The sequence below is a fragment of the Phytohabitans aurantiacus genome, from assembly GCF_027923225.1.
Classification (GTDB): Bacteria; Actinomycetota; Actinomycetes; order Mycobacteriales; family Micromonosporaceae; genus Phytohabitans; species Phytohabitans aurantiacus.
The window spans coordinates 164,799-187,878 of sequence record NZ_BSDI01000009.1; the positions used below are offsets into that span (position 1 = coordinate 164,799).

The following is a 23,080-nucleotide window of genomic DNA, read 5'->3' on the forward strand; positions in this document are numbered from 1 at the left end:
ACGTAGGCTGGCCGGCATGGGACTCAGGTTTGGCCTGCTGGGCACGGGGCATTGGGCGGCCGAGACGCAGGCGGCGGGGCTCACCGCACACCCGGACGCGGATCTCGTCGCCGTCTGGGGGCGTGACCCGGCCAAGGCGGAGGCGCTCGCGAAGCGGTACGACATCGCGCCGTACGACGACGTGGACGCGCTGCTCGCGGACGTCGACGCGGTGGCCGTGGCGGTACCGCCGGACGTGCAGGCCGGCCTTGCGCTGCGAGCCGCCGAAGCCGGCCGCCACCTGCTGCTCGACAAGCCGGTCGCGCTCGACACCGCCATGGCCGACCGGATCGTCGCGGCGGTCGACGAGCGCGGCCTCTCCTCGGTGGTCTTCTTCACCAACCGGTTCTACGGCAGCATCACCGACTTCCTCACCGCGACCGCCGCGGCCGGCGACTGGCACGGCGCCCGGCTGACCCAGTTCGCGTCGATCTTCCAGCCGGGCAACCCGTACGGCCTGTCGCCGTGGCGCCGCGAGCGGGGCGGGCTGTGGGACATCGGCCCGCACGCGCTGTCGGTACTGTGGCCGGTGCTCGGCCCGGTCGCCGAGGTGACCTGCGTCGACGCGCCGCGCTCCACCGTTCACCTCACGCTGCGGCACACCGGCGGCGCGGTCAGCACGGTCTCGCTCACCCTCGACGCGCCGCCTGAGGCCGGCATCCGCGACTGCGTGTTCTATGGCGAGCACGGTCTCGCGACGCTTCCGGGTGCCGACGGCACGGCGGTGGACGCGTTCACGAAGGCGATCGGCGAGCTCGTCCGCGATGTGGCGGCCGGCGCGACCCGGCACCCGTGCGACGTGCGCTTCGGGCGGGACGTGGTGGCCGTACTGGAAGCCGCCGAGACCGCCCGCCGCGAGGGCCGTACGGTCAGCGTGGCGGCGTAGGCAGTACCGGCACCGAGCGCCCGTCGCGACCGGTCGCGTGGACGGTCGCGGGGCTGCCGGGCTTGTCCGGGTACGGGCCGGAGGCGACCACCGTGCCGCCGCGCTTCGTGGCGCCGTCGACGGTGACCTCGATGCCCTTCACGTCGCGACTGCCCACCGCCACGTGGTACCAGTCGCCGGCCGGCGACTGCCACCACCAGCCGACGACGACGTGCCGGGCGAGATGGCTGCACAGCCGGGTACCGGTGGCTTCGGCGACCACCGCGGGCGCCTCGGCGCCGACCTGGGTGACCGCCCAGACCCGGTTTCCGTCGCCGGGCAGGGCGGCGCGCACGCACGCCACCTGCGCGCTGATGTCACGGGGTTTCGTGTCGCGCTCGCTGGCGCTGGCCCGCAGCCGCCCCGACCAGACCTGCCACGCGGTGACGGACTCGGCGGCGGTGCCCCGCAGGCCGCTCACGGTGCAGCCAAGCCGCCGCCAGAGGCCCGCGCCCGCGTCCAGTTCGGCCGGGCGGGTCATGTCGTTCGACGGCCGGGTCGGCACGTACATGAGGTGGGCGAGCGCGGCGGTGCCCAGGTCGGCGAGCGTGAACGGCCCGTCGCGGGACACCTCGACCGAACGCAGCCGCAGCAGCGGGCCCTGCCAGCACCCGGATCCGGATTCGAGCGGTGGCGGCCCGGCATCGGTGAGGCCGTCCGTCACCTCCAAGCGGTGCCAGTCCTCGGCGTCCAGGTCGCCGGCCTCGGCACCCGCTACCCACGGCGCGAGCAGGTACCGCCCGGGCGTGAGCCGGATCGCGCTGGCCGCGTACCCGTCCGGGCGGGGCGCCGGCTCGACGCGCAGCGCCCGCTCGGTGCCCTTCTCGGTGTACGTGGCGATCCGGGTGGCGTCGGCCAGTACGGCCACGGTGGTGCCGTCCACGTCACCGGCGTACAGCACCTGCGGCGGCTCGCTGGGCGGGCCGCCGTTCACGTGAACCGACTCCAGCCGCCCGTCGTACCAGGCGGTCAGCGCGGTACGCAGCAGCGCGTCGTCGCCCGCCCGAGCCCCCCTCGTCGGCCAGGTGTTCAGCGTCAGCTCGGTCGCCTTGGACCACGCGTTCGCGGCGACCCGTCGCACCTGGAGCCGCTCCTGGTCGCCCGGTGTCCCGGGTATCCCGAACACCAGACCGCCCGCGAGCACCGCCGCGAGAGCGGTGGCCAGTGCCGTCGCGCCCAGCCGGGTGCCCCGCCACAGCCGGATCATCAGCGGGTCGGGGGCGCGCAGCTGGACCAGCGTGGGATCGGCGGGCGCCTCGGAGAGCAGGTGGCGCTGGTGGTCGGGGCTGAGCCCGTACGCCTCGTGGATGCGCTGGCGCAGCGCGGACGCGGCGGCGAGCTGGCGTACCGCGTCGCTCCAGCCCGCCTGCTGGAGCAGCAGGACGGCGTCGCGGGCCGGAAGGTTCTCCAGCATCGTCAGGGCGTACCCGGCGCGCACGCTCGGCTCGGCGGTGGCGAGCGCCTCGTCCAGCTCCCGGTGGGCACGGCTGCCAGTCAGCGGCGTGTGCCACGCCCAGGTGACCACCACCGGCAGCGCCCGGCGGTGCGGCTTGGCGGCGCGGCGCAGTACGCGAACCACCAGTTCGGGGTACGTCAAAGGAGTGCGCGCGCGCCACGGCAGCGCCCGGTGGACCAGCCGGTGCGCCCGCACCAGCCGTGACTGCCGGCCCGGCGGAGCGGGCGCGATCAGGTACGCGAGCCGCACCAGGCGCTCGTACTGCCGCACGAAGACGGTCTCGGCCCGGGCGGGCGGCGCAGAGGGCTCCACGGGGGAGACAACGTGGCGGGCTTGTGCGCGGTCACGGCCATCGGTATATCGTTTTTGATATGGAGGACGACCTGCCGCTGCTCCCGGGCTTCCGGGAGATGGCGATCCGGCGCCGCGAACTGCTCGCTCAGCTCGCGGAGCAGCGCCGTGCCGCCGGGCTGTCGCAGGCCGAGGTCGCCGTCCGGATGGGCACGTCCCAGCCGGCGGTCGCCCGCCTGGAGGCCGGTGAGGTCGACGTACGGATGTCTACTGTGGAGCGCTACGCGGCCGCCGTCGGAGTGCGGCTGGAGATGCGCCTCCACCCCCCACCGTGATCAGGGCGTCCCTCAAGTCGCCCTAACGACTTGAGGGACGCCCTGATCACGGGAAGGACCGAGGAGGGAACAAGCGTGAGACTGCGACTCGATCCGCCGGGGCCGGCTGGCCCGCCGTGGCGGCCCGGCGCGCCGCCGCCCATGCCGGACGAGCCGGCCATCGGCGGCATGCCGCCCTGGCTTCAGGAGCGGATGTTCGAGCAGCGCATGGTGATCGTCACCGGCCCGCTGACCGGGGACGCCGCCACCCAGGCCGCCGCCGCGCTGCTCACCCTCGACGCGTTGGGCACCGAGCCGGTACGCCTGCACCTGGCGACACCCGACGGTGACCTGACCGCCGCGTTCGGGCTGATCGACGTGCTGGACTCGATGCGCGCCCCGGTGCACGCCCTGGTCACCTCGCTCACCGGTGGCGCCGCGATCGGGGTGCTCGCCGCGGCCAAGCGCCGGCTGGCGTACTCGCACGCCCAGATCCGCCTCACCGAGCCGCGCGCCGGCGCGGTCAGCGGTACCGCCGACGAGGTGGCCGCGGCGGCTGGGCAGTACCTGCGCGAGCTGGAGGAGTTGGCGCTGCGCGTGGTCGCCGCGACCGGTCAGCCCCGCAACCGCATCGAGGACGACATGTCGGCGGGGCGCACGTTCACGGCCGAGGAGGCCCGCGAGTACGGCCTGCTCGACGAGATCGTCGGCCGCTGACCCCCACCTCACCGCGGGATGAGGGGTGTACGACCTGCGGCGTACGAGCGGGGGCGGCGGGACCAGTCTCGCGGGGGTCGGCCTGGAGCGACGCCGCTCATAGCGTCGAAGGCATGATCGAGGCTAGGGCGCTGACGAAGCGCTACGGCGACAAGGTCGCCGTCGACGAGCTTTCCTTCACGGTACGGCCGGGGCAGGTCACCGGGTTTCTCGGGCCGAACGGTGCCGGCAAGTCCACGACGATGCGGATGATCGTCGGGCTGGACCGTCCCACCGCCGGCACCGTGACCGTGAGCGGCCGGCCGTACCGGGAGCACGCCGCGCCGCTCCGCCAGGTCGGCGCGCTGCTGGAGGCAAAGGCGGTCCACCGGGGCCGCACCGCGCACAGCCACCTGCTGGCGCTCGCGCAGACACACGGCATCGCCGCCCGGCGGGTCGACGAGGTACTGGGGCTCGCCGGGCTGTCGGACGTCGCCGGCAAGCGGGTGGGTGGCTTCTCGCTCGGCATGGGGCAGCGGCTCGGCATCGCGGTGGCGCTGCTCGGCGATCCCGCGACGGTGATGCTCGACGAGCCGGTCAACGGGCTCGACCCGGACGGCGTGGTGTGGGTGCGCAACCTGCTCAAAGGGCTCGCCGCCGAGGGCCGTACCGTGCTCGTCTCCAGCCACCTCATGAGCGAGATGGCCGTGACCGCCGAGCATCTGGTGATCATCGGACGCGGGCGGCTGCTGGCCGATACCACGGTCGACGAGCTGATCGCGCGCGTCGCCGTCGGGTCCGTGCTGGTGCGCTCGCCTCGCGCGGCCGACCTGCGCGACCTGCTCGTCGCGCACGGCGCCGCCGTCACCGCCACCGACTCGGATGCCGTGCAGGTCGTCGGGCTGACCGCCGAAAAGATCGGCGACCTCGCCCTCGACGGCGGCCTGCCCCTGTACGAGCTGACCCCGCGCCGCGCCTCTCTGGAAGAGGCGTACATGGAGCTGACCCGGGAGGCGGTGGAGTACCGATGATCACTTTTCGACACGTGCTCCGTTCGGAGTGGACCAAGCTTGTCTCGCTCCGGTCGACGTGGGCGACGCTCGGCACCGTCGCGGTGCTGACCGTCGGATTGGCTGGCGCGATCGGGTACGGCGTGAGCCGGTCCGACCCGCCCGCCAACGCCGGGGAGGCGGTCGGCGCCGCGTTCCTGCCACTCGACTTCTTCGTACTGGTCATCGGCGTGCTCGGCGTCCTCCAGATGACCGGCGAGTACGGCTCGGGCCTGATCCGGGCCACCCTCACGGCGGTGCCGCGCCGGCTGCCGGTACTGGCCGCCAAGGCACTCGCCCTCGCGGCGCTCACCTTTCCCGTCATGCTCGTGGTGTGCCCGGCGGCGTTCCTGGTGTGCCAGGCGTTCATCGGCGAGGGCGGCGCGTCGCTCGGCGACCCGGGCGTGCCCGGCGCGATTCTCGGCGCCGCCGCCTGCCCCGTGCTCGTGGGTCTGCTGGGCCTCGGCGTCGGCGCGCTGGTGCGCCACACGGCCGGTGCTGTCACCGCCTTGGCGGCCGCGCTGCTGGTGATACCCGCGCTGCTGACACCCGTGCTGCCTGGCGATTGGGACGAGCGCGTCATGAAGTTCGTGCCCACCATCGCCGGACAGGCGATGTACGCGGTGGGCGGCGACAACACGCCCTTCGAGACGCTGGCACCGGCCGCCTCGGCGGCGGTACTCGTCGCATGGGTGCTGGTGGCGCTCGCGGGCGGAGCGGCACTGCTAGCGCGCCGGGACGCGTAGCTTGCTGGTCATGGGCAAGCTAGGGGCGGCCGCTCTGCGGGCGACACTGCGCCGGCATCCCCGGATGGTGGATGCCGGCCTCGCCGCGTTGCTCGTGCTCTTCAACGTGGCGGCGCTGGAGCCGGGCGACGGTCCGGTTTCGTTTCTGTGCCTCCTCGCCGTCCACGCGCCGCTGACGTGGCGGCGGCGCTGGCCCGTGCCGGTCTTCTGGGCGGTCTTCGGGCTGGCGGTACTGGTAGCCGTGGCGGTCGAGGTGCGCCTGGAGGGCTTCTACCCGGAGTCGGTCATCGCCGTGGCGCTCTACACGGTCGCCCGGTACGGGCCGCGCCGGCAGCTCGTGCCGATCGTGGTGGCCATTGGTGTACCCGCGGTTGTCGCGCTCTTCTGGAACGGTCCGAACTGGACGGTCGCCGGCTTCATCGGCTCGGCCCTCGCCGCGACGATCCTGCTCGGCCTGATGGTGCGCACCCGCGAGGCGTACCTGGCGGAGCTGGAAGAGCGGGCCTTGCGCCTGGAGCGCGAACGCGACCAGCGGGCCCGGCTGGCGGTCGCCGCCGAGCGCGCCCGGATCGCTCGCGACGTGCACGACATCGTGGCGCACAACATCGCGGTCATGGTCGCGCTGGCCGATGGCGCCGCGTTCGCCGCCGCGACATCGCCCGAGCGGGCCACCGACGCCATGCGGCATGTGTCCACCACCGGCAGGCAGGCGCTCGCCGAGATGCGACGCCTGCTCGGGCCGCTGCGCGACGCCGACGACGGCCGCGCGCCGCAGCCCGGGCTCGACGACCTCGACGGTCTGATCGCGCGGGTCCGCGCGGCGGGCGTGCGGGTGGCGGTCACCCGCGAGGGCACACCGGGAGACTGGGGTCCGGGTGCGGGACTGGCCGTGTACCGGATCGTGCAGGAGGCGCTGACCAACGTGCTCAAGCACGGCGGACCGCGGGCCACCGCGGAGGTGCGGCTGCGCTACGAGGACGGCGGGGTGGAGGTCGAGGTGAGCGACGACGGTTCGCCGATCGCCGAAGCGAGGCCGGGGGACGGGCAGGGCGTCACCGGCATGGCGGAAAGGGCCGCCGCGTACGGCGGCGACGTCGAGGCTGGGCCGCGCGCCGATGGTCCGGGCTGGCGGGTACGCGCACGCCTGCGCCCCGATACCCGGGAGCCGGCGTGAGTATCAGGCTGTTGCTTGTGGACGACCAGTCCTTGCTGCGGCTCGGATTTCGCATGGTGCTGGAGACGCAGCCCGACCTGGAGGTGGTCGGCGAGGCGGGTGACGGCGCGCAGGGCGTCTCCATGACCCGCGCGCTCGCACCCGACGTGGTGCTGATGGACGTGCGCATGCCGGTGCTGGACGGCATCGAGGCGACCCGGCAGATCGTGGCGTCCGGCTCCGCCGCCCGGGTACTCGTGCTCACCACGTTCAACCTCGACGAGTACGTCTACGCCGCGCTCCGCGCCGGAGCCAGCGGTTTCCTGCTCAAGGACGTGCCGCCGGCGGATCTGATCAGCGGGATCCGTTCGGTCGCGGCGGGCGACGCCGTGGTCGCGCCGAGCGTGACCCGTCGACTCATCGACGCGTTCGCCGATCACCTGCCCGACCCGTCAAGCGGCCGGTCGACGGTCGGTGAGCGGCTGCACCGGCTCACCGACCGCGAGCGGGAGGTACTGATCGAGTTGGCGCGCGGCGGGTCGAACGCGGAGATCGCCGAGCAGCTCACGGTCGCCGAGGCGACGGTCAAGACACATGTCGGCCGGGTACTGGCCAAACTGGACCTGCGTGACCGCGTCCAAGCGGTGATCTTCGCGTACGAGGCGGGCCTGATCAGGCCGGGTCAGCAGTAGCGGTCGGCCGGGTCAGCAGTAACGGTAGACATAGTCGGCCCGGTTGCGGTTGGGTGCCACGTCGGGGACGGTCCGCTTGGTCGTGCTGACCGTGAAGAGGGCGGTGTCGGTCGCGCCGGTCTCGGCGATGAAGACCAGTGATCCGGTCGACATGTTGTAGTGCACCGACTCGGTGCGGTCGCGCCAGCTCCACCAGCCGAGGTCCTGCCAGCCACATGAGCTGAGCTTGCCGCGGGGGTAGTTGTAGTTGAGGCCGTCGTAGAAGCAGAACCAGCCGACCGGGCAGTCGGGTGCGGCGTAGGCGCCGACCGGTGCCGCCACCTCGACGATCACGGCGCCGTACGCGATCTCGTTGTCGCCCAGTTGCTGGCCACCGGGGTGTGCGGCGAGGAACTCGGAAACGAGTCGCTGGTTGGTGTCCGCATCGGACGGTGCCGCGGTGGCGGTGCCGCCGATGGACAGGACGAGGGCGAGGATGGCGACTGGGATGAGGGTGAGCCTTGTCATTGCGATCCCCATTGCAATAAGTGGTCGCTCCAACACTGTGAGCGACCATTCGCCTCAGGCTAGGTAGCAAGGCGCCAGATTGCTAGATCGCGATGCGTTTTTGGGCGGGGCGTGCGAATGTCGGTCTCGCCCCAGAGCGCCCGGCGGGATATACACGTGGGTGACGACACGGCGTCCAAGGAGTCCCGTTGCGAACCGGCGCAGACGACGAGGCGTGGCTGGACGGCATCTGGCGTCGACACCGGCCGCGGGTGGTGGGCTTCCTCAGGCGTGCCAGCGAGCCGAACGAGGCCGAAGACCTCGCCGAGCAGACGTTCATCGAGGCATGGCGTCGCCGCGTCGCCGCGCCCGACCAGCCACTTCCCTGGCTACTGGGCATCGCTCACCAGCTGCACCGAGCCCGCCACGGCACGCCGGTGCCGTGGACGCCCCTGGCCCGCGCGGACGCCCAACTGGCCGCCGCGTGCGCTGAGCTGACCGACGACGAACGCACCTGCCTGCTGCTGTTCGTGCTCGACGACCTCACCGACGAGGAGGTCGCCGAGGTCGTGGGGTGCGACCCCGCGGCGGCCCGGCGCAACCGGGAGCGGGCTCGCGACAAGCTGCGGCACGCTCTGGGCGGCGTGATGACCGCATGAGCGACGACGATTTTCGCGACGACGACCTGGTACGCCGTGCCGCGGTGGTCATGGACCCGACGTACGGCCGGCCGGTGCCCGCGCCGCGCCGCAACGCCGCCGAGCTGATCCAGATGGCGCACCGGCAGCGCCGTTCCACCATCGCGCGCCGGGTGTCCTGGGTGGTCATGCCGGTACTGCTCGTCGTCGCGGCCGCCGTCGGGCTGGCCACCGGTGCCCCGCCGAAGCCGCCCGTCGTGGCACCAAGCCCCTCCGCCGCGCCGTCGCCCTCGCCGCTCGCGGTAGCCGACCACGCCGATGCGGTGCCGGCACGCGCGCCGCTGACAGTCCTGGAGGGCAAGGTCGGCGCCGGGTCCGACCTGCGCCGCACCGGCCGGTACACGTTCGTGCACCTGCGCACCTGGGCGTCCGACACCACCGGGTTGTCCACCGCCGTCAACCGCGACGAGAAGCTCTGGTGGACGCCCGACCGGGCCGGCCGCCAGCTCGTCATCGACCTGACGACGGCGCCCGCCCGGGAAGAGGTCACCGAGTACAAGCGCGGGCAGCTCGCGGTACCGGTACCCGACCCGTCTGCCGAGCCCGCCATCCTCGCCAGCCAGCTCGCCGAGCACCAGCCCTTCGACGCCGGCCCCCATGCGGCCCTGCGCGCGGTCGTCGACCTGTACCGCTACCACGCCCTGGACGCGGCACACCGGGGCGCCGCCCTGCGCGTACTCGCCGACACCGACGGGATGACCTACCTCGGCGATACCGTGGACCGCGCCGGGCGGCCCGGAGTGGCGGTCGCCGCCGACAGCGACGCCGGCGCGGTACGCGAGGTGGCCGTGTTCGACCCGGAGACCGGTGCGATGCTGAGCTACGAGCGGCTGGACCGGTCAGCCGACGAAACCCGGCTCACCGACTTCATCGTGTTCCTCGCCGCCGGGCACACCGATCACGCGGCGTGACTCAGGGGCCATCTCATACTTTGGTCGTAGGCGGCCGGCCGACAATTACGCTCCTGGTAGGTCGCGCCCGTGGGGGTTCGCTTCCTAGGCTTCTTGCCATGGGGGAACAGCTACGCACCGAAGTCACGGTGGGCGCACGGGGGATCGATGTGCGCGTCACCGGCGAGATAGACATAGCAAACGTCGACGAGTTCCGCGCTCAGCTCTGGGCACTGCCAGCGGGACCGCTGCCCGTACGGCTCGACCTGCGTGGCGTGGGCTTCCTGTCCGCCACAGCGGTGCGTGCGCTGGTAGCCGTACATCTGCGGATCCGGGCGCGCGGCGGCCAGCTCGTGCTTTGCGACCCCAACCCGGTGGTTCGCCGCACCTTGCGAGCCACCCGCGTCAACCGGGTCATCCCGATCGTCGGCAGCGCGGCAGTCGGCGCGAGCGACCCGTCCGAGGCACTACGCCGCCCGTGGCCGAGCACCCCTCTACGCCCCCGAATCCCCGCCCACCACTAAACCGCCCCATACCCCGTCCGCGCCTGCCTCGTCCGCCCGCCCCGCCCGCCCCGTCCGCGCGCGCCGGTCCGCGTGCGGCGCCGGTCCGCGCGGCGCCCTTCCGCGTGCGGGCCGCTCTTCCGCGTGCGGCGGGCCGCGCGGCTGCGGCGCCCCCTTTCCGCCGATCAAGGGCGAATGCACGCGGTTCGATCTCTTTTCCGCGTGCATTCGCCCTCGATCCATGCGGTTGCCCTTGATCGCCGCCGCTGAGCCACGTGATCTGGCGCCCTACCACCGGCTGCAGGCGTGGCGGCGCTGGGCGCCGCCCGCCGGTCGGGTCGGACTACTCGGGCTGTGAACATCTATTGCTGCTGGAGCAGTAATAGATGTTCACAGCCCGTCGTGTGATCGGCCCGCGAACTCGTCCCGACGGCGATGGCTTGATCGGCGCTCCACCGCGCCGCCTTCCCAAGCCATACGTCGTTCCGCTGGCCGTCGGCCGACGGCAGCGCGAGCAGCGCGCTCAACCTTCCCGCGCGCCGGGCGCACATACCGCGTAGTGCGCGGACGCCGATCCGCGTGCGATGCAGCAACATCGGGGAAAATGCGGCATCCGCCGCCCTCCGACCCCGCGAAATCCCGGAACATGCGCGAACGCCAGGCCCGCACCGGCACCCGAGCCCGCACCCTCCGCGCGGGCCGCACCCCCCGCGCGGGCCTGCGCCCCGGTGCTGGGCCCGACCGTCCCCGCCCGCGCTGTCCGTGCAGACGAGGCGGGGGTGCATCCCCCCGGGAATGCACCCCCGCGTTCCTCCCCCCACCCCGCCGGGGAGGTGTGGCGCGACCGGCCCCCTGTTGGCCGCGCCCCCAGCAGGGTCTGGTTAGAGGAGCGCCGGCACATCCGGGTGATACCCGAAGTTTTTTTCGCCACATCCGGTATCAGGGGCGCACGCAGGCACCTCCTCTCGGGTGTGCGCGCGCACTGCGCCCACCGGGCCGATACCGCGCACTTACCATGGCGGGCAGTCTGTGACCTTTGGGGAGGAGGGTCATGACGTCTACGACCTCTGGCGACACCGGGGTCGCGGTGCCTTCGTGGGAGCTGGCCGCCCGCGAGTTCGCCGCGTGGCGAGCCGGTGACCCGGATGCCCTCGACCGACTCGTACGCGTGCTGACCCCGGTGCTGTGGCACGTGGTCCGGGCGTACGGATTGGATCGGGAGTCAGCCGAAGACGTGGTTCAGACGACGTGGCTCGCGCTGGTGCGCAACGTGGAGTCGGTGCGCGACCCGCGAGCAGTCATGCGTTGGGCCACGACGACCGCGCGCCGCGAGGCGTGGCGGATTTCCCGGGCCGGCAGGCGTGAAGACGTCGCCGAGCCCGAGACGCTCGACACCGCCCTGCCACCCGTGGACGGGCCCGACAAGACGGTGCTCGCCGCCGATACGGCCCGGATTCTGTGGCGGGCCTTCGCTGATCTGCCGGAGCGCTGCCGCCGGTTGCTTCGCGTGATCGCATTCGACGACCGGCCTGACTACGCGACGCTCTCCGCCGAGCTGGGCGTACCGGTGGGCAGCATCGGCCCGACAAGAGGGCGCTGCCTCGACAAGCTGCGCGGCCGGCTGGCCGCCGACCCGGATTGGAGTGGGGCGGCGTGACTGATGACGTGACCCTGTTGAGGGACGTCCACGACATGTGGGAGGCCCTCGACCCGGCCCCGGCCGACCTCGCCGACCGAATCCTCTTCACGCTCGCTCTCGAAAACGTGGAGCACGAGTTGATGCGGCTGCACGAGAGCCTGGCGCCGGTCGGTGCGCGCGGGCCGGAGACCGCAGCGACGATGACCTTCGCCGCCGAGAGTCTCACCGTCATGGTGACCGTCTCGGACGCCGGCCCCAGACAGCGCCGCATCGACGGGTGGATCGCGCCAGGAGCCGCCCTGCGCGTCGAGCTGCGCACCGCCCGTGGCGTACAGGAGACCGTGGCCGACACCGACGGCCGGTTCGCGTTCGCCGCCCTGCCGGCGGGCCTCATGCAGATCATGATCCATCCGACCGCTGGGGCGGCTCTGCCCCTGCACCGCGCGGTCGCCACCCCTCCGGTGCAGCTTTGAATCAGGAGTCCATTGTGGCTAGAAGCGATAATCATGTTCCCGCGCCGTCGGGCCGCCTGCTGGCCGCGTACGGGGCCCGTGCGCTCGACCCGGTTTCCGCACAGGTGCTGCCCGACCAGCGGCTCCAGTCGACGGTCTACGTGGCGAACCGCCTGCTCATGCGCGACGCCGCGCCGGGCAGCCACCGCCGGCCACTCGACGAGGCGGTCCGCGAGCTGCGCCTCCGTCTCGACGGCGACGGGCGGGGTGGCCGCTGCGTTCGGGTCGCACCAGGCGAGGGTGCGCCAGCGACACCGGACGCCTGGCGGGTCCTCCAGACGCTTCGGGCTCGTGACGCGAGGGGTATGCGATCACTGGGTGTGGGCCTGGATCACCTGATGTTCGCAACGACCATCTTCGCCCACCCCTACACCTCGGCGCATCCCTACACATCCGCCCACCCCTACACATCGGCGCATCCGTACACCTCCGCGCACACCGGCCCGGTAGCGCAGTACGGGATGGTGGGCTTCGGTGCGACCCAGCCGGTCAACCTGGTGCTGCCGAAGCCGGCGCGCCGGTCCGACACGGCCTTCCGGCGCCCAGTCGTCGCTGTGCTCGACACCGGTTGTGGCCAGCACGACTGGCTGACCGAGGGCGTACTTCCGGCGATCGACGCGATCGGCGACACCGGCCCGGGTCTCGACAGCGACGGCGACGTGGCGGGTCCGCTCGACGGCATGCGCGACCCGCTCGCCGGCCACGGCACATTCATCTGCGGCCTGATCCGCCAGACCTGCCCGGACGCCGACATCCTGCCTGTTCGCGTCATCCACTCGGACGGCGTGATCCTCGAATCCGAGCTGCTCAACGCGTTGCAGATGGTCGCCGACCTCGCTCGCAAGCACGCCAATGGCGAGGCTGGCGGCCAGCCGATCGACGTGGTGACGCTGTCGCTCGGCTTCTACCACGAGTCGCCCGACGACGAGGCATACACGTCACTGCTGTACGAGGCGGTGCGCGACCTGGCCGATCTCGGTATCGCGGTCGTGGCCGCGGCGGGCAACGACGCTACCGCGCGGCCGATGTTCCCGGCGGCGTTCGCGGCGACGCCGGATGGTGCCGAGGAGCCGGCGGTACCGGTGTCGAGCGTGGGTGCGCTCAACCCCAGCGGCTCGATCGCGCTGTTCAGCAACAGCGGCGACTGGGTGCGCTTCTGGGAGCCGGGCGCTTCGGTGGTCAGCACCGTGCCGGCCTCCTTCAACCACGGCCTCCAGCCCGCCGCCGCGGTGCCGGATCCGCATCACGGCATGCTGCGCGAGAACATCGACCCTGACAACTTCGCCAGCGGGTTCGCGATCGCCAGTGGCACGTCCTTCGCGACACCGGTCTTCGCTGGTCGGATCGCGCAGGAGCTGATAGCACAGCAGAACTCCCTGTCCCTCGCGACCGGTGACGAGCCGGTAAAGCGGATCCAGCGCGCCATCGAGACCCTGACCGCGCGCCAGCGCGAACGGATCGGGCGCCGCTAGCGACGAGCCTCGGCTGGCGGCGGGCGTGCCATGATACGGGCGTGTCCGTCGCCAGCGCCGAAGAGCTACACAGGCAGGCCGTACGGGAGACCGAGCACGGCCGGCACGGGGTGGCACAACGGCTGCTGCGCAGTGCGTTGCGCCGGCATCCCGAGCCGAGCTTGCGTGCGCAGATCCTCGTCAGCCTCTCGTTCCACGCTGCCGAGCGCCGGAGTCTCGCGGACGGACTCGCCGTACTCGACGAGGCAGACGCGGCACCAGACCTGCCGGAACGCATTCGCGGTCTGGTAGCGGGGCAGCGGGGTCTGCTTTACGTGCGCGCGGGCCAGCCCGCCGACGCGCTCGCCGCGTTCGACGTGGCGCTGCGCCTGCTCGACGAGACCGAACCGCAGGATGTCTGCCGGCCGCTGCTCAACCGGGGCGTCGTCCACATGCAGCGCGGGGCTCTGCGGGCCGCCCGAGCCGACTTCGCGCGGTGCGTCGACATCGCCGGTCGGCACGGCCTTGATGTCATCCGTGCCAAGGCGTCGCACAACCTGGGCTACCTGTCGCTGCTGTCCGGTGCGCTGCCGCAGGCACTCCGGGAGATGGACGCCGTCTCGTCGGCGCTGAGTAGTCAATCCGAGATCTACGCCGCGATCTATCACGTGGATCGAGCACAGGTACTGCTGGCCGCCGGCTTGTGGCGCGAAGCCGACGACGACCTCGCGCAGGCCGTTGACCTCTTCAGCTCCGCGCGCGCCCCGCAGGACCGGGCGGAGGCGGAGCTGGCTCGGGCCCAGGTGGCGCTGCTCGAGGAGCGGTTCGCGGAGGCGCGCCGGCTCGCCGGACGGGCGCGGCGGCGGTTCGCCAACCGGGGTGCGGACGCGTGGGCTCTGCTCGCCGATCAGGTCGCGCTCGCCGCGACGGTTGGCGAGGGGCGCGGGGTGCGGGCGGCCGCCGCGGAGGCGGCCCGGGTCGCTGCCGCGCTCGCCGACGCGGGGCTTGGTGACGACGCCCGGCGGGCGGTTCTCACCGGTGTCGCGGCGCTACTGTCCACAGGAGACTTCGCGGCTGCGAGCGAGGCGGCCGGCGACGCGATCCGGTTGCGCCGCAGCGATCCCATCGCCACCCGGTTGCAGGCCCGGTCGGTACGGGCGACGCTGGCCGAGGCGGGCGGGCGGCCGCGAGAGGCCGAGGCGGAGTTGCGTGCCGCCCTTGGCGACCTGCACCGGTACCAGGCGTCTTTCGGCAGCCTGGACCTGCAGACGGCGGTCAGCGGGCACGGACGGCGGCTCGCGGAGCTCGGACTGGCGAGGGCGCTCGCCAGCGGCCGGCCCGCGACGATCTTCGGCTGGGCGGAACGGGCCCGCGCCCTCTCGACCCGCCTGCCACCGGTGGTGCCGCCGGCCGACCCGGAGGCCGCCCAGCTCCTGGAGGAGCTGCGCCACGCGCGGGTCGAGCTGCGCATGCAGGTGCTGGCGGGCCAGCCAGCCCGCTCCCTGTACGCCCGATGCGCTCGGCTGGAGCGGTTGATCAGGCAGCGTTCGTGGTACGTGTCGGGTCCCGGGCAGACGATCGCGCCCGCGCCGCTCGGCCAGCTTCAGGACCGGCTCGCGGTCGCCGACGCCACGTACGTCGCGCACCTGCTCTCGGGCGGCCGCCTCTACGCGCTCGTCGCTGGTCCGCGGCGCCGCACCGTGCTCGACCTCGGCCTGGCCGACCGCGCCATCGAACTGCACCGCCGGCTGCGCGCCGACCTCGACGCCCTCGCCACCATCAACCTGCCCGAAGTGGTGCGCGCTACGGTGCGGGCGGCCAGCCGCACGTCGCTGCGAGCGCTCGACGAGCTGCTGTGGCAACCGGTACGCCGGTATCTGGCCGATGGTCCATTGCTTCTCGCACCGGCGGCCGGGCTGGTCGCGGTACCGTGGACGCTCCTGCCGACGCTGCGCGGACGTCCTGTGGCGGTCGTCGGCTCGGCCACCGCTTGGCTCGCGGCCCGCGACCGGGCCGCACTTCCCGAGCGGCCGGTGGTCGGCCTGGCCGTCGGGCCGCGCGTTGCGCGCGGCGCCGAGGAAGCCAGGCTCGTCGGCGCGGTCTGGTCGGATTCTTCCGCGCCGCCCGGGTCCACCACATCAGAGGTACGCGACGCGGCGCGCGCCTCGGACGTGCTGCACGTGGCCTCGCACGGCGTGCACGAGCCCGACAACCCGCTCTTCTCGCACTTGGAACTCGCCGACGGGCCGCTCTTCGGCCACGAACTGCACCAGCTTCCCAGGCTGCCCGCGCACATCGTGCTGTCGGCGTGCGAGTTGGGCCTTGCCCGGGCCCGCCCCGGCGAGGAGACGCTCGGCATGACCGCCGCGCTGCTGCACGGCGGCGCCGGCAGCGTGGTCGCCGGGGTGGCCCGGATCGCTGATTCGGTCGCCTACCAGGTCGGGCCCGCCCACCACGCCGCGTTGCGTGATGGCAGCTCACCAGCGGCCGCACTGGCCACTGCGATCGAGACCGCGGCGAAATCCGAGGAGGACCCGGCGCCGCTGGTCTGCTTCGGTGCTGGCTGGTGAAGTTCGCTCATGACAGGTAAGAGCACGCAGGCGGTTATCCGATACATCCCGCGTCGGACTTCGGGTAGCGTCACCCGTATGGCATGCGCCCACGCTCTGATCAACGGAACCCTCGCCGCCGGTGCGGCCGCGTGGGGTTCTTCCGTGGTGACCAGGCTGCGGCCGGGGCTACCGGCCCTGGTCTGATCTTCGCCGCCCTTCCACCCGCGCGCGTCCGCCCGGGGCCATTCCGCTTTTCCGCGTTGGCCCTTGCCTGGGAGAGGACGCCCCTGTGGCGCAGAACACCTATCGAATTCGCAATGAGCGCGAGCGTGCCCGCCGCGCTTACTCACAGACCTTTCTGACCGACCGCGGCGCGCTCGGCCAGGTCGTGCGCGCGGCCCGTCCGGCGGCCACCGATCTGGTACTGGAGATCGGCGCCGGCGCTGGCCACCTGACCCGGGAACTAGCTCGGGTGGCGGGGCGCATCGTGGCGTACGAGGTCGACCCCGATCTGGTCCGTGCTCTAAACCCACCGTCCAATGTGGTGGTCCAGCAGCGAGACTTCCTGGCCGCCCGGCCGCCTCGGGAAGACTTCGCCGTCGTAGGCAACATCCCGTACGCGTTGACGGCCCGGGTCGTCGAATGGTGCCTGCGCGCACCATCGTTGACCTCGGCGACACTGGTGACGCAACTTGAGTACGCGCGCAAACGTACCGGTGACTACGGTCGCTGGAGCCGGCTCACCATTGAGACCTGGCCCACGCACCGGTGGGTGCTGGCCGGGAAGATCGCGCGGCACAAGTTCCGGCCGGTGCCACGGGTCGACTCGGGCATCCTGCGGCTGGAACGGCGCCCAGTACCGTTGGTGGAGCCCCGTCTCCTTGAGCCGTACCGGCGCTTCGTCGAGCTGGGCTTCAGCGGCGTCGGCGGCACACTGCACGCAAGCCTGCGCCAACGCCACCCCGCACGCCGAGTCGACGCCGCCTTCCGCGCGTGCCGCCTCGACCCAGCCCTGGTCGTCGCCTACGCCTGGCCCGAACAGTGGCTAACGCTGTTTCGCGCCCTCCACTCCTCGTGATCAGGGCGTCCCTCAAGTTGTTAGGGCGACTTGAGGGACGCCCTGATCACGGGTCAGCGCTCTTCGCGGAACTCGACGTGCCGGCGCGCCCGTGGGTCGTACTTGCGCAGGACCAAACGATCGGGATCGTTGCGCCGATTCTTGCGGGTGACATACGTGAACCCGGTCCCCGCGGTGCTGCGGAGCTTCACGACCGGGCGGGCTTCATTGTTGCGGGCCATGCGCTTAGTATAACGAAAACCGTTTTCAACAACAAGGAGCCGCCATGCCAGCCGTCACGGTGCTGTCCGGGTTCTCGCCCGCCGCCACCCATGCCGTCGCCCGCGGTCTGCTAGCGGATGACCAGCGACTCATTCTCATTCGGCACGATCTGACCGGCGTGCGCGACGGCATCGTGCACCGGATCGTTCGGACGGCGGGGGAGGTGCTCGAAGACGAGCGGGTCACTCTCGTACACGGCTGTGTCTCGTGCACGCTTCGCGAAGACGTGCTGCCGACCCTGGTGCGCCTCGCCCGCGCCCACCCCGACCGCGACCAGGTGCTCATGCTGCCGGAAGCCGTCGAGCCGGAGGCCGTGGCAGCCGCCACCGGGTGGTGCCTGATCGACGGCGCACCGGTCACCGATCATGTGCGCTTCGCCTCGTACACCACCGTGGTGGACGCCGGGCGGGTGCTCGACGATCTCACCACCACCGACTCGCTGCGAGACCGAGCGTTGCACGCCGCCGATGACGACCATCGTGAGGTCGCCGACATCGTCGCGCGGCAGATCGAGTACGCGGACACCGTCGTGATGTGGGGCTTCGGCGAGATGAGCCTTCCGGTACTGCTGCATCGGCTCGCGCCGTGGGCCACTCACGTGCCCGCGGCGGGTTTCCGGCCCGAGGCGCGGCACCGTCCCGGTACGCCCGGCGTGCTCGTGCGCGGGATCGAAGGGTACGCCGTGGGCGTGCACGAGCCGGTGCCGGACTGCGGCGTGGTATCGATGTTGTTCCAAGCGCGGCGGCCGTTTCACGCCGGGCGCCTCAACGACGCGCTCAACACGATCGTCCGCCCGACGCTGCGCGGTCGCGGGCACCTCTGGCTGGCGAACCGGCCCGATACCGCCATCGCGTGGGACTCGGCCGCCGGCGGGCTGTCGATGGGGTCGCTCGGGCGCTGGCTCGCCGCGCTGCCGGAGGAGCGCTGGGAGGAGGCGAGTGAGGGCCGGCGGCTGGCCGCGACGGTGGAGTGGGACCCGTATTACGGGGACCGGGGCAACCAACTCGCGTTCGTCGGGATGGAGCTGGACGCGGCTGACCTGCACCGGCGGCTCGCCGCGTGCCTGCTCACCGACGACGAGCTGGCCGCTGGGGAGGATACGTGGAAGACCTGGTCCGACCCCTTCGCTGGGTGCCTGCGTGTGGGGGAGAATCCGGTTCGTGACTGACGATCCATACACCGTGGTCTGGTCGGAACACACGGCGCACCTGCACGTCGTCGCGCGGGAAGAGGCCGGCTGGTACGCCGAGGTGGCCCGCGCCCTCATCCGCCCGCGCGACATGCTGGCGGTCGACATCGGTTGCGGCGGCGCGGGCATGACCAAGGCGATGGCAGCCGTGCTCGGCGCGACCGGCCGCGCGGTTGGAGTCGACGGCGACACCACGATTCTCGAGGCCGCTCGGGCGACGGTACCCGATGCGCAGTTTCTGCACGCTGACCTCGACGGCGATCTCGCCGACCTGCGAGCCGAGTTGGGCGCGCCGGCCGACCTGGTGTGGGCGTCCGCGTCCGTGCACCACGCGGGCGACCAGCAGGCCGCGGTCGACGCGCTGGCGACGCTGCTCGGGCCCGGTGGCCGGCTCGCGCTGGCCGAGGGCGGGCTGCCGCCCCGGCATCTGCCGTGGGACCTCGGCGTCGGCGAGCCCGGCTTGGAGATCCGGTTGGACGCCGCGCAGGACCGCTGGTTCGCGCGGATGCGGGCCACGCTGCCCGGCTCCCGCCCGATGCCGTACGGCTGGACCGAGGCGCTTCGCCGTGCCGGGCTGACCGACGTGACCACGCGGACCACACTGGTGGAGCGGGTCGTGCCACTGTCCAAAGCAGACGTCGAGCGGCTGCTGGACCGGCTCGCCCACCGTGTCGACCGGCTCCGGCCGGCCGACCTGCTCGCGCCGGACGACCTGGTGGCGTGGGACCGCCTGCTGGACCCCGCCGACGAGGCGTGGCTGGGCAAGCGCACCGACCTGTCCTGGCTCGACGCCCGCAGCGTCCACATCGGAACCCGCGCCTAACTCCCGTGATCAGGGCGTCCCTGAAGTCGCTAGAACGACTTCAGGGACGCCCTGATCACGGTTGGAGGAGCACGGTTAGGGGCGGGCTAGGGCTAGCCAGTCGCCTGCTGAGACGTCGGTGCCTGGGGGGACCAGGAGGCGGTCGAGGGTGCCTGGCGACGAGGCGGTCAGGTCCCACACCGCCCCGCCTGGCAGGCGCACCCGGGCCAGTGGCACACCGTCCAGATAGGCCTGGCCCGGCGTCACGAGCCACCGCAGCAGGCGCGCCCCGCCGCCCGGGATGCTCCACGACAGCGGCACGCTCGGCTCGGGCGAGGTGCGCGCGGACACCCGGCGCGGGCCGCTGACCGGTACCCAGCGTGCGGCTCCGCGCACCGTCGCGAGCTCCGGGTCGACGACTCGGCGCAGCGGCAGCCCCAGTCCACGTTGGAGCAGGTCGGCTACCGCGGGCATGCGGGATCCGCCGCCCACCACGAGAGCGGCGGTGACATCGTGCACCGCGACGCCCAGGCGGGCGAGCAGCTCGGTGCAGCAGGTCGCCGTGCGGCCGAGCATGGGTGCGGCCAGCGTCGACAACTCCTCCTGCGACATCCGGTACGACGGTGTGTTGGGCATCAGGAAGTCTTCGACCACGGCCGCGTCGCTGAGCTGGTGCTTGACGCGCTGGGCGAACTCGGTGACCGCCATGCCGAGGCGCAGGGTCGCCGGTGTCGAGGAGCTGGCCGCCGAGGTGAGGGGCGCCAGCCACTGCTGGCCGTCGGTGCTGACGCGGCTCGCGATCAGCGCGTCGATGTCGTGGCCGCCGCAGTCGTCGAGCGCGGCGTGGCCGAGCACCTCGTGCCAGTGTTCGCCGATGCGCACGAGTGCGGTGTCGAAGGTGCCGCCACCGAGGTCGTACACGAGTACCAGGTCGCCGGGCTGAAACGGTGCCCCGGCGATCGGCGCGAAAGCCGCGGCCACGGGCTCGGGGAGCAGCTCGACGGTCTGGAACCCGGCGGCCTCGGCGGCGGCCACCATCCGGGTACGCCGCACGTCGTCGGGCTCGTAGCTCGCGGGGACGGTGAGGACCGCCCGGTGGATCGGTGCCCCGTGAAGGCGTTCCGCCTCGGCGCGCAGCGTGGACACGATCGCGACGATCTGCTCCACGGGCCGGAACCGTCTGGGGCCGAGCAGTACGGAGGTGTCGGCGGCCAGCCCGCGCTTGAACCCGGAGTCGAAAGCCTCAGGGTCGGAGCGCTTGCGCCGCTCGGCGAGCGTGCCGACGAGCATCTGCTGCCCGTCCCAGAAGACCGATGACGGCCAGGTGGCCGCCCCGGTCACCGGCTCGGGCACCAGTACGGTCGTGTCGCCCGCGACGACGGCGGCTGACGACGAGGTGGTGCCGACGTCGATGACGAGGACCGGCGGTGCTGTGCCGTCAAAGGTCCCAGACATCGACCACGCTCCGATCGTCGGACTCCCACACCGCCAGCAACTGCCGGGCGTCCGCGCTGAACCCGACGCGTACCCGTTGACCCGGCGACCCCTGCACGCGGAAGACCTCGTGGTCGGTGGCCACGTCGTGGACGACCAGCGTGGCGGTGCCATCGGCGGTCTCGCTGGCCGTGGCGCGCAGCTGACCGTCTGGGCAGGTGGCCGCGGCGGCGAAGGCGTCGGCGCCGCTCCGGGCGGCGTACCCGGGATTGCGGCGAGCCCACGCGTCGTCGTTGACCTTTTCGAGCCGCGCGCCGGTGCGCAGGTCCCACGTCGTCACGGCCGACCGCCGGTACCGGCCGACGACCTTGCCTTCGGCCTCGGTGGCGAGCCGCCACTGCGCCTCGTCGACGAGTACCTTGTCGGGCGTGCTCGGGTCGCGGAACCGGGTCGCGAGCGTGCCGCTGTCGAGCTCCCACACGGAGATCCAGCCGTCGGCGTCCCACGCCACCAGGCACAGCCGCCCCTCGGGTCCGATGTAGACCCGACCGCCGTGGGGTGCCGCGTCACCCGGCGGCGGAACGAACTCGCTGATCACCGTGCCGTCGTCGACGCCGCGCACGCGCACGTACCGCCCGGCGGCGTCGCACTCGACGAGGCGCTGCCGATCGGGTGCGAGCAGCCACGAGCCGGCGACGTCGAGGCGCTGCCGCTGCGCGGGCGGCTGCTCGGCCAGCGCCTTCGGTGCCTTGGCGGCGGCTGCGACAAGTACCGGACCGACATGGTCGCCGGCGGCCGCGCGATGTGCGAGCAGCGTGCCCGCCTGCGGCGCTATGAGGTCGAAGACCCGCTCGTCGGGGGTGCGCACCTGCGCGACCACCTCGCCCGCCTGGTACGAGTGGCCCTCCGCGACGAGCCAGCGCGACAGCTGCCCGACGGCGCCGGGAATCTCCCACGAGACCGGCTCGATCCGCCAGCGCGGCCGGTCGGCCGGCACCGCCCGGGTGACCGCGCCCACCGACCAGCGTGCGGCTCCGCGCGCCACGGCCAGCTCCGGCTCGGCCGATGTGCGGATCTGGTGGCCAAGCCCGGCGCGCAGGGCCGGCTCGACCATCGGCAGCCGCGCTCCACCGCCCGCCAGCACGATCGCGGACAGGTCTTCCGGTGTGGCGCCCGCCTCGCTCACCACCGCCATGCAGCTCGACACCAGCCAGCGCAGGGCCGGCTCGGCGAACGCGGCCAGCCACTCCCGGGTCAGCCGGTACGGCGGGGCGAGCGGGGTCAGGTGGTCGGCGACCTCGTCGGCGTCGGCGAGCTGATGCTTGAGCCGGCGGGTGAAGTCGATCGCCTCGTAGTACGCCCGGAGGCCCGCGTCACCGGGCGCGGCGAAGAGCGGCTCGATCCACGCCCGGCCCTCGGAGCGCAGGTCGTTGATGAGGAGGGCGTCGAGGTCGTGGCCGGCCGCGGAGACATGGTGGGTGAGCTGCGTGGTGTGATTGCCCCGCACCCGCACGATCGCCGCGGTCCAGGTGGCGCCCAGATCGCAGACCAGCACCAGGCCACCGGCCGGCAGGCCGCCACCGGTCTCCGGATCGAGGGCGGTGCACACGGCGTCGCTGACCAGCTCGACGTCGGGGAAACCGGCCGCCTCGCCCGCCGCCACCAGCACCTCGCGGCGCGGGTCGCCGGGCAGGTAGTCGGCCGGTGCGGTCAGCGTCAGGCGGTGGATCGGCGCGCCGTACTGCTGCTGAGCTTCCAGGTGCACGGCCGTGAGATATGCCGTGAGCGCCTGCACGCCGGTGACCTCATGATTTTCCAGCCACATCGACGCCTGCGCGTCGACGGCCCGGCGGGGCCCGTCGATGTATCGCCGGGGGATTGCCCGCTTGCGCCGCTCCGCCGCGGTGCCGATGAGGTATCCGGTGTCGTCGAGGCACACCGACGACGGCCACACGTAGGTGGCGCCGCCGGGCTCGCGGATAAGACCGGACCGATCACCGTCGACGAGCGCGACTCGGGTGCCCGACGCGCCGACGTCGACCACCAGGATCGGCTCGGCCATGGGCGTACCTCGCACCTCATGTGAAGGGGGGACTGGCTTAGTCTCGACGAGTCTTCCACTCGCGTCCACCCTCTGGTGACCCAACGCATTTCAGTCGAAACAATGTGGTAACAATCAATGCGCCAATCCGATCGGGGCGCCGCTCCGAACTACCTATGTGCA

Annotated in this window: 22 protein-coding genes; 17 read left to right on the forward strand and 5 right to left on the reverse strand. The window is 72.5% G+C overall.

Going from position 1 to position 23,080, the window contains the following annotated elements:
* The first annotated feature begins 16 nt into the window (after positions 1–16).
* Positions 17–925: a Gfo/Idh/MocA family protein gene (locus QMG73_RS12710; protein WP_281894933.1), complete on the forward strand. Its 909-nt coding sequence runs from the start codon at positions 17–19 to the stop codon at positions 923–925.
* Here the strand turns inward: QMG73_RS12710 and QMG73_RS12715 are convergent.
* Positions 909–2,732, reverse strand: coding sequence for a hypothetical protein (locus tag QMG73_RS12715; RefSeq protein ID WP_281894935.1), 1,824 nt, complete (start codon positions 2,730–2,732; stop codon positions 909–911). The two genes, QMG73_RS12710 and QMG73_RS12715, sit on opposite strands and share 17 nt — an antisense overlap.
* 59 nt (positions 2,733–2,791) lie before the next feature.
* Between QMG73_RS12715 and QMG73_RS12720 the strand changes: the two genes are divergently transcribed.
* The 6 genes from QMG73_RS12720 (at position 2,792) to QMG73_RS12745 (ending at position 7,361) form a co-directional block, all read left to right on the forward strand.
* A complete protein-coding gene (locus QMG73_RS12720; protein ID WP_281894937.1) occupies positions 2,792–3,046 on the forward strand; it encodes a helix-turn-helix domain-containing protein in 255 nt (84 codons plus the stop codon).
* A 75-nt stretch (positions 3,047–3,121) separates the two neighbouring features.
* The gene (locus QMG73_RS12725) at positions 3,122–3,742 is read left to right on the forward strand and encodes an ATP-dependent Clp protease proteolytic subunit (protein ID WP_281894940.1); all 621 of its coding nucleotides are present in this window, start codon (positions 3,122–3,124) and stop codon (positions 3,740–3,742) included.
* A 113-nt stretch (positions 3,743–3,855) separates the two neighbouring features.
* Positions 3,856–4,752 (forward strand): ABC transporter ATP-binding protein, encoded by an 897-nt coding sequence (locus QMG73_RS12730; protein ID WP_281894941.1) that lies wholly within the window; start codon positions 3,856–3,858, stop codon positions 4,750–4,752.
* Positions 4,749–5,516: an ABC transporter permease subunit gene (locus tag QMG73_RS12735; protein WP_281894944.1), complete on the forward strand. Its 768-nt coding sequence runs from the start codon at positions 4,749–4,751 to the stop codon at positions 5,514–5,516. Before QMG73_RS12730 ends, QMG73_RS12735 begins: the two co-directional genes overlap by 4 nt.
* A gap of 10 nt (positions 5,517–5,526) precedes the next feature.
* On the forward strand, positions 5,527–6,690 hold the full coding sequence (locus QMG73_RS12740; RefSeq protein ID WP_281894946.1) for a sensor histidine kinase: 1,164 nt from the start codon (positions 5,527–5,529) through the stop codon (positions 6,688–6,690).
* Positions 6,687–7,361: a response regulator gene (locus tag QMG73_RS12745; RefSeq protein WP_281894948.1), complete on the forward strand. Its 675-nt coding sequence runs from the start codon at positions 6,687–6,689 to the stop codon at positions 7,359–7,361. Before QMG73_RS12740 ends, QMG73_RS12745 begins: the two co-directional genes overlap by 4 nt.
* 12 nt (positions 7,362–7,373) lie before the next feature.
* Here the strand turns inward: QMG73_RS12745 and QMG73_RS12750 are convergent, their stop codons facing one another.
* Positions 7,374–7,868 carry a hypothetical protein gene (locus QMG73_RS12750; RefSeq protein WP_281894949.1) on the reverse strand — a complete coding sequence of 165 codons (495 nt, stop codon included), beginning with the start codon at positions 7,866–7,868 and terminating at the stop codon, positions 7,374–7,376.
* A 188-nt stretch (positions 7,869–8,056) separates the two neighbouring features.
* On the opposite strand from QMG73_RS12750, the gene QMG73_RS12755 reads away from it, so the two are divergent.
* The 8 genes from QMG73_RS12755 (at position 8,057) to erm (ending at position 17,170) form a co-directional block, all read left to right on the forward strand.
* On the forward strand, positions 8,057–8,506 hold the full coding sequence (locus tag QMG73_RS12755) for an RNA polymerase sigma factor (protein WP_281894950.1): 450 nt from the start codon (positions 8,057–8,059) through the stop codon (positions 8,504–8,506).
* A complete protein-coding gene (locus tag QMG73_RS12760) occupies positions 8,503–9,456 on the forward strand; it encodes a hypothetical protein (protein ID WP_281894952.1) in 954 nt (317 codons plus the stop codon). The genes QMG73_RS12755 and QMG73_RS12760 overlap by 4 nt, the downstream gene beginning before the upstream one ends.
* A 98-nt stretch (positions 9,457–9,554) precedes the next feature.
* Positions 9,555–9,959: an STAS domain-containing protein gene (locus tag QMG73_RS12765; RefSeq protein WP_281894953.1), complete on the forward strand. Its 405-nt coding sequence runs from the start codon at positions 9,555–9,557 to the stop codon at positions 9,957–9,959.
* Between the two features lie 1,030 nt (positions 9,960–10,989).
* Complete coding sequence (locus QMG73_RS12770) at positions 10,990–11,595, forward strand: RNA polymerase sigma factor (protein WP_281894954.1); 606 nt, start codon at positions 10,990–10,992, stop codon at positions 11,593–11,595.
* Positions 11,592–12,050, forward strand: a complete 459-nt coding sequence (locus QMG73_RS12775) for a hypothetical protein (RefSeq protein ID WP_281894956.1) — start codon at positions 11,592–11,594, stop codon at positions 12,048–12,050. Before QMG73_RS12770 ends, QMG73_RS12775 begins: the two co-directional genes overlap by 4 nt.
* Before the next feature lie 14 nt (positions 12,051–12,064).
* On the forward strand, positions 12,065–13,561 hold the full coding sequence (locus QMG73_RS12780) for a S8 family peptidase (RefSeq protein ID WP_281894957.1): 1,497 nt from the start codon (positions 12,065–12,067) through the stop codon (positions 13,559–13,561).
* Positions 13,562–13,602: 41 nt separating this feature from the next.
* Complete coding sequence (locus QMG73_RS12785; RefSeq protein ID WP_281894958.1) at positions 13,603–16,110, forward strand: CHAT domain-containing protein; 2,508 nt, start codon at positions 13,603–13,605, stop codon at positions 16,108–16,110.
* 292 nt (positions 16,111–16,402) lie between these two features.
* Entirely contained in the window at positions 16,403–17,170 is a 768-nt protein-coding gene (erm, locus tag QMG73_RS12790; RefSeq protein WP_407676789.1) for an ErmE/ErmH/ErmO/ErmR family 23S rRNA (adenine(2058)-N(6))-methyltransferase, read from the forward strand.
* A gap of 53 nt (positions 17,171–17,223) precedes the next feature.
* Here erm and rpmG read toward each other — a convergent pair whose 3' ends face one another.
* Positions 17,224–17,391, reverse strand: coding sequence for a 50S ribosomal protein L33 (gene rpmG / locus QMG73_RS12795; protein WP_281894960.1), 168 nt, complete (start codon positions 17,389–17,391; stop codon positions 17,224–17,226).
* Between the two features lie 44 nt (positions 17,392–17,435).
* Between rpmG and QMG73_RS12800 the strand changes: the two genes are divergently transcribed.
* Both QMG73_RS12800 and QMG73_RS12805 read left to right on the forward strand, forming a co-directional pair.
* The gene (locus QMG73_RS12800) at positions 17,436–18,599 is read left to right on the forward strand and encodes a CobW family GTP-binding protein (protein ID WP_281894962.1); all 1,164 of its coding nucleotides are present in this window, start codon (positions 17,436–17,438) and stop codon (positions 18,597–18,599) included.
* Positions 18,592–19,443 carry a class I SAM-dependent methyltransferase gene (locus QMG73_RS12805; protein ID WP_281894963.1) on the forward strand — a complete coding sequence of 284 codons (852 nt, stop codon included), beginning with the start codon at positions 18,592–18,594 and terminating at the stop codon, positions 19,441–19,443. Before QMG73_RS12800 ends, QMG73_RS12805 begins: the two co-directional genes overlap by 8 nt.
* 75 nt (positions 19,444–19,518) lie before the next feature.
* On the opposite strand, the gene QMG73_RS12810 is transcribed toward QMG73_RS12805, so the two are convergent.
* Positions 19,519–20,877 (reverse strand): Hsp70 family protein, encoded by a 1,359-nt coding sequence (locus QMG73_RS12810; protein ID WP_281894965.1) that lies wholly within the window; start codon positions 20,875–20,877, stop codon positions 19,519–19,521.
* Positions 20,861–22,918 (reverse strand): Hsp70 family protein, encoded by a 2,058-nt coding sequence (locus QMG73_RS12815; RefSeq protein ID WP_281894967.1) that lies wholly within the window; start codon positions 22,916–22,918, stop codon positions 20,861–20,863. The genes QMG73_RS12810 and QMG73_RS12815 overlap by 17 nt, the downstream gene beginning before the upstream one ends.
* Positions 22,919–23,080: the final 162 nt, after the last annotated feature.

What these genes read in the sequence shown, in the direction of transcription:
- QMG73_RS12800 (WP_281894962.1), top strand. Translation starts at nt 17,436, where the DNA reads ATGCCAGCCGTCACGGTGCTGTCCGGGTTCTCGCCCGCCGCCACCCAT.
- QMG73_RS12720 (WP_281894937.1), top strand. Translation starts at nt 2,792, where the DNA reads ATGGAGGACGACCTGCCGCTGCTCCCGGGCTTCCGGGAGATGGCGATC.
- QMG73_RS12710 (WP_281894933.1), top strand. Translation starts at nt 17, where the DNA reads ATGGGACTCAGGTTTGGCCTGCTGGGCACGGGGCATTGGGCGGCCGAG.
- QMG73_RS12815 (WP_281894967.1), bottom strand. Translation starts at nt 22,918, where the DNA reads ATGGCCGAGCCGATCCTGGTGGTCGACGTCGGCGCGTCGGGCACCCGA.
- rpmG (WP_281894960.1), bottom strand. Translation starts at nt 17,391, where the DNA reads ATGGCCCGCAACAATGAAGCCCGCCCGGTCGTGAAGCTCCGCAGCACC.
- QMG73_RS12740 (WP_281894946.1), top strand. Translation starts at nt 5,527, where the DNA reads ATGGGCAAGCTAGGGGCGGCCGCTCTGCGGGCGACACTGCGCCGGCAT.
- QMG73_RS12770 (WP_281894954.1), top strand. Translation starts at nt 10,990, where the DNA reads ATGACGTCTACGACCTCTGGCGACACCGGGGTCGCGGTGCCTTCGTGG.
- QMG73_RS12810 (WP_281894965.1), bottom strand. Translation starts at nt 20,877, where the DNA reads ATGTCTGGGACCTTTGACGGCACAGCACCGCCGGTCCTCGTCATCGAC.
- QMG73_RS12730 (WP_281894941.1), top strand. Translation starts at nt 3,856, where the DNA reads ATGATCGAGGCTAGGGCGCTGACGAAGCGCTACGGCGACAAGGTCGCC.
- QMG73_RS12750 (WP_281894949.1), bottom strand. Translation starts at nt 7,868, where the DNA reads ATGACAAGGCTCACCCTCATCCCAGTCGCCATCCTCGCCCTCGTCCTG.
- QMG73_RS12760 (WP_281894952.1), top strand. Translation starts at nt 8,503, where the DNA reads ATGAGCGACGACGATTTTCGCGACGACGACCTGGTACGCCGTGCCGCG.
- QMG73_RS12735 (WP_281894944.1), top strand. Translation starts at nt 4,749, where the DNA reads ATGATCACTTTTCGACACGTGCTCCGTTCGGAGTGGACCAAGCTTGTC.
- QMG73_RS12765 (WP_281894953.1), top strand. Translation starts at nt 9,555, where the DNA reads ATGGGGGAACAGCTACGCACCGAAGTCACGGTGGGCGCACGGGGGATC.